Annotated in this window: 5 protein-coding genes; 1 reads left to right on the forward strand and 4 read right to left on the reverse strand. The window is 56.7% G+C overall.

What is annotated here, in order from left to right:
* Positions 1-144: 144 nt before the first annotated feature.
* Positions 145-600, reverse strand: coding sequence for a hypothetical protein (locus WA354_RS07005; protein WP_472812287.1), 456 nt, complete (start codon positions 598-600; stop codon positions 145-147).
* Between the two features lie 619 nt (positions 601-1,219).
* Positions 1,220-1,831, reverse strand: a complete 612-nt coding sequence (locus WA354_RS07010) for a hypothetical protein (RefSeq protein WP_472812288.1) — start codon at positions 1,829-1,831, stop codon at positions 1,220-1,222.
* Between the two features lie 266 nt (positions 1,832-2,097).
* Between WA354_RS07010 and WA354_RS07015 the strand changes: the two genes are divergently transcribed.
* Entirely contained in the window at positions 2,098-2,730 is a 633-nt protein-coding gene (locus WA354_RS07015; protein ID WP_472812289.1) for a response regulator, read from the forward strand.
* Positions 2,731-2,780: 50 nt separating this feature from the next.
* Here WA354_RS07015 and WA354_RS07020 read toward each other — a convergent pair whose 3' ends face one another.
* Complete coding sequence (locus tag WA354_RS07020; protein WP_472812290.1) at positions 2,781-3,548, reverse strand: alpha/beta hydrolase; 768 nt, start codon at positions 3,546-3,548, stop codon at positions 2,781-2,783.
* Positions 3,549-3,821: 273 nt separating this feature from the next.
* A partial coding sequence (locus tag WA354_RS07025) for a hemolysin family protein (protein WP_472812291.1) occupies positions 3,822-5,060 on the reverse strand: 1,239 nt, incomplete at its 5' end.

Consider the following 5,060-nt stretch of genomic DNA (forward strand, 5'->3'; position numbering starts at 1 on the left):
GTACATAGACGCGAGCAGGCGCTCTCCGTCAGAGGACGGGGAGCGCCTGTTTGGGTTGACCATTCCGACTCGCCTTGCCACGGAACGGCCCGCATTTGGCCCGCACAACTTCCCTGCTTTTTCACTACTTCTGGCCCAACACTCCTAGATGGGCGACAGGAGACCTTCCGGCCTCTGCTGCCATCCCCAAAGGGCATCATCGATGCGCCGCTGGAAGGGATCCGCGGAGGGCTGCCGGAAATAGGCGACCTGCTCCTCCGTGGCTTCCGCCAGGACATGCACTGGTTCAGGAACCTGCTCGTCTTCCACGTGAGCCGGCTCGGAATTCGCAAGAACCTCCATGCCCGGTCCAGAAACCTTCATGAAGGTGAATTCGACGGGTTCTTCAGGAACTGCCTGTTCGATCGCGGGCGCGCTGAATGAAACGCTCGCCGCTTCGAGGGTTGGGGTCTCGGCCTGCAGCGCCAGGAAAGGCCTCAGCGCCTCGACAACTTTTTCAATCTGTTCCTTCTTTGATTTAAGCGCCTCGAACTGCGTAACGATGTCACGAAGTTCCGCAGCCGCTTCGTCCAATGCAAATCGATAAGTTTCTTGTCTCATAGTCAACCCTTGGAGGCATTGTGTCCCACCAAGGTGTTACCAAACAAGTGATAAGTAACGCTAGTTCGACTTACTCCCGTAACTCAAGTAACGTATCTCCTATGTTCCTTCGCTTTTTCGCACGTTGCCACCACTCACCTTCGTTCCGTTTTCTGAATGATTTCCCTCAAATCTCGAGGATGGCGGGAAGGATTTCACGCCGCAACTCCTCCCGCCAGTTCCCGTCAATAGCCTCTCTCGATTAGTTCGCGTAAGCTGCTGAAAACACAAAGACATTCCGTGGTGAAGATTTGCGGTCTATTTCGCCAAAGTCGATACAGTAGTGTTCATGGAGAAAACAGGGAGAGGAGATACAGGTGGCGATTGACCTTGCTCCGGCACCCTACCCCCCACCCCTCCTCAGTAGTCTTTCCCGTTTGTTCGCCTCATGGCCAATTAAGCTATTCATATTCAAATGAAAAGCTGAGAATGCGCGGTCCTGGAATGAACTATTTGAGTTGCAAAGCGGTGCGGAATGCACCGGAGAATGTGCAATCGCGGCCCCCTCAAGATTCCGGCTGCTGGAGATGTCGAATGAGAAGTGGCTCGGCTTTTCACACTCGATTGAGAAATGGGAGAACTACGGCTTTTTCTGCGCGGCGGGCTGCGGCGGATAAGCCCGATCAACAGCATCCCTCAGTGAGCGCAGCAGCATGACATTCGGCGCATCGAGGCCGTCCTTCATTTCTCCCGACCAGAGAGGACCGCTCAGTCTTCCCTGGGTCGAAAGCGAAAAGACACGCAGTATATCGTCGGGCGGACCAACTTCGCCTCTTGCCCCGACGTTGTAGCCGCCATCGGTTGGATCGGGATTGCGGCTGGGATCGGAGTTACCGGCCCCGGGATTCCGATTGGGATATGCGCCGCCGACTCCGGTCGGAGTTCCTGCGGTAACCCCTCCGTGCAGTTGCGCGGCAGCAAGCCGGCCCTTGCGCACAATGATGATGAGATCGGCATCACTCCGATTAAGCGTCAGCGTATAGCGGTGCCAGTCCTTCATAGCGTCCTGGACATTTGCGATCGCTTCGCGATCTTCCGGGAAAAGGCCCGGCTTCATGATGTCGCCGTCTTCCGCCTGGACATACACATAGCGAGCATTCGAGAAGAGCGCTGGAAGGACCTTTTTGTCCTTCGCAAGTGCAAGAGGTGAGGTAAGTGTGAGCAGAACAGCGATCGATTTGAGCCGCTTCATGAGTTAGCCTCCGCACGGTCCGCCGCCTGCGGAACCAGCATACGCCGGCAAATGTAATGTAGGCCAGCGGTTGAAAATGAGTCCGTGCTCATACGTCTCCTGCCGACTGCTTCCGACCGCGCATCAAGATGATCCCACGGGATTGGAAGGCTCCGGACGACCGACGCTGTCACTTGATAAGCGGTGCGATGCGACTTGAGAACTACGTCTGCCTATTGTCCCGTCCAACACGGCCCGCGCTTTTCCAGGAAAGCCGAAATGCCCTCGTGCGCGTCCTGCGCGAGGGCATTCCTGGTCATCACGTCCTGGGCAAAGGCATAGGCTCTCGGCGGGTCGAGATCGATCTGCGAATAGTAGGCCTGCTTGCTAATCGCATCAATGAAATCTTTTCAGGATTTCACGCGGTCGGAGAAATTCTTTCCTTGTCACATCTTGTTTCCAGGAATTTCCCTAGACTGGCCTTAATGCCCGAATCCCTGTCGAAGCGGCGAGTGTTGGTTGTGGACGATGAAAAAAACATCGCCGACAGTCTTGTGTTGATCATGCGTTCTCATGGATTCGAATCAATTGCGGTGTATAGCGGTGAGGCGGCCGTGGAAGCTGCTGTGCGGTTTCTCCCCGATGTTCTGATCAGCGATGTGATCATGAGCGAAATGAGCGGCATTGAGGCCGCCATTCACATTTCCAAGGCGCTGCCTCGATGCAAAATTATTTTGTTTTCCGGGCAGGCCGCCACTGCGGACCTTATCTCTCCAGCCGGCTTTGACGCTTGCAGATTCGAAATTCTCAGCAAGCCCGTGCACCCTCAGGTTCTGGTTGATCGCATCAATAGCCTCGCGCCGTTCGCGCCTGATCAGCCGTTCCGATTCCCTGAATACAAATCCGCGATCAGATCGTGAGCGGTCGGGGCATTAGTCCTGACCTTGTTCAAGTGCAAAGCGCAGAACAGTCAGTGAGACAGATCCATATGCTGCAACAGGGAGTCAAAGCATGCGGGAATCTGCGCGTCCCATAGCGACCAATTGTGGATTCCTGGGCTCGTATGGAATTCAAATCGGAATTTGCGTTCCTGCAGCCTCCGTGCAAAGCGGCGGTTCGGCTCGAAGAACGGCTCCTGTTCTCCTACCGCAATAAACATGTATGGAGTCTGCTCGGGGTGCGCTGACTCCACCAGCACAAATGGATCGCTCGACCGCCTTGACGCGGTCCCGGGAGGACCGAATACGGTTCGAAGTCTCCACCACTCCTCTATTCCGGGGATTTTGTTCCGGATTTTGTAATCTCGATGAAGAACTTCAATGGAGGGACTGAGCGCGCCGACAAACACGAACAAGTCAGGCCGGCTAAGCGCCCACTTGATTGCCGCGAATCCACCCATTGAGATCCCGATGATCGCTCTCTTCTCGCGGCGGTCGGAAGCTGGAAACCTGGTCGCAACGTCCCGTATCAGATCCTGTAGAACATAGTCTTCGTAGCGATCTTTCGGCTTCTCGACGGCATTCATGTAATACGAAAAAGCGCCTTCCGGCATAACCAGGATCAAGTTTCGGGTTGCATACGCAACCACATCTGAATCGTTCGACCAGTCGCGAAACCCTCCGCCGTCACCGCCATGCAGCAGGTAGACGACCGGCAGTTTTTGGCCTGGAATGACGTCAGCGGGCAGATAAACTCGATAGGGCATGTCGCGATTCAGCGCGGACGAATGAAAAGTCACATCCTGCATTCGGACACCAGAAAGGAGACGTGGACGATCGGTTGGTTCCTGTTGAGCCCGTTGGCATCCCAAAAACCAGAACAACGCCAGACATGCCGCAGCGATACGGAACCGTAGGGCTCGTGGACTTCTCACTGAGAGCGGATTTTAACTCAGCTCGATCTATATTGTTTGTGAAAACCAGCAATCTGAGGAAAGCCTGGCTACAGGCCTGAGGCAACGTTCGAATCCGTTGAGTGTCTTGAAAGGGGCGAATGGCAGAACCAGCCAGAATCACGTTGCTTGCGTGGGAGTCGCCTCAGGTTTCTCGATGGTGTCGACGCGGATTTTGGAGATGCGGCGACCTTCCATCTCCAGCACAGTAAGGCGGCGGTTTTCGTATTCCACTGATTCGCCGTCCTTGGGAATGTGCCCGAGGCGTGTGAGCATGAATCCGGCTAGAGTTTCTACTCCGCCTTCGCGCGGCAAACTCCATTGCATTTGCGTTTCGAGGTCGCGGAGGTTGGCGCTCCCTTCCAGCACGAGTGTGCCTTGTGCATTGGCGAGCACGGGCCGTGCGGGATCGTCGAATTCGTCTTCGAGTTCACCGGTGAGCTGCTCAATGGCGTCTTCGGCCGTGACGAGGCCAACAGTCGATCCGTACTCATCGACAACGATGGCCATCTGGCGGCGCCGCCTCTGGAATTCCTGCAGCAAAGCGAGAGCGGACTTTGTCTCCGGCACCACGAGCACCTCGCGCATCACCTGGCGCAGGCGGAGTTCCATGAACGGAAGACCCAGCTGCGGACTCCCCGGTCGGTTGGGCGTGGCGTTTGCTGAGTTGCTGCCTGGCTGCTGCGTCGCCGTACGCTGCTGCGATTTGGGGCGGAAGAACATCAGCCGCGCCAGGTCTTTGGAGTACACAACTCCAATGATGTGCTCGGGACCGCGGGTTTCGTCGTAGACAGGCACGCGAGAATTCATGTGCTCAATGACCTGGGCGCTGGCCTCTTCCAGCGGCATGTTCGATGGCAATGAGAAGATGCGCTGCCGTGGAGTCATGATTTCGCGCACAGGCACGTCATCCAGTTCAATCGCCCGATGGATCAGCGTCTCCTGAAAGCGCGGGAGCAGCCCCAGTCGCCGCGCGGCGGTTGTGATCAGCTTGAGTTCCTCGGGGGAATGCACTGCGGCCCGCTCGGTCATCGGGATGTCGAAGCCACGCAGAATAATGGCGGCCGAACTCTTGAGCAGGCGGACGGCGGGCCGAGCCATCCGCATGAAGATGAGCATGGGCGGCGCAACGGCGACGGCAAGTGCCTCGGCCCGACGCAACGCCAGCGATTTTGGGACCAGCTCACCAATGGTGACGTGGAAGTAGGTAATGAATGCGAAACCGATCGCAACGGCAGCGATGGAAGCCGCATGGGCGTAAACCTGCGCATGGGCAGGTGGTTGCGGCAGCATGTCGATCCAGCCCAGGACGATGCCGGCGGCCAGCGGCTCGCCGATCCAGCCGATTGCCAGCGAACA

It is taken from the genome of Occallatibacter sp. (assembly GCF_049802275.1).
In the GTDB taxonomy this organism is placed as follows: Bacteria; Acidobacteriota; Terriglobia; order Terriglobales; family Acidobacteriaceae; genus Telmatobacter.

Bases quoted from the DNA above. Each gene is read 5' to 3' on its own strand.
- WA354_RS07005 (WP_472812287.1), bottom strand. From the start codon at position 600: ATGAGACAAGAAACTTATCGATTTGCATTGGACGAAGCGGCTGCGGAA.
- WA354_RS07010 (WP_472812288.1), bottom strand. From the start codon at position 1,831: ATGAAGCGGCTCAAATCGATCGCTGTTCTGCTCACACTTACCTCACCT.